Annotated in this window: 1 protein-coding gene; it reads right to left on the bottom strand. The window is 39.7% G+C overall.

Annotated features, from left to right (window positions below; translation table 11 throughout):
* Nucleotides 1-209, bottom strand: a 209-nt coding sequence (locus tag FC90_RS09300) for a hypothetical protein (protein WP_420843270.1), incomplete at both ends; no start/stop codon positions are given.

The following is a 209-nucleotide window of genomic DNA, read 5'->3' as shown; positions in this document are numbered from 1 at the left end:
AGCTTAACGGCATAATAAAAATCATTTGAAACATTTGCTTCAAATTGGCCATCCTTGGTAGTAAATGTTTCTGAGAACGTTTGTCCGTCCACTGTTACAGTGTAGCTCGTTGCACCACTAACACTGTTACCGCTTAGTTTGCCTTGCACTGAGTCATATGCTAAGGATTTAATGGGCGCTGTTGTATCACTGTGATCTTCATTAAATTG

The organism is Latilactobacillus graminis DSM 20719, assembly GCF_001436415.1.
GTDB lineage: Bacteria > Bacillota > Bacilli > Lactobacillales > Lactobacillaceae > Latilactobacillus > Latilactobacillus graminis.
The sequence above is the reverse complement of the archived record's forward strand: the minus strand, read 5'-3'. Positions and strand labels throughout refer to the sequence as shown.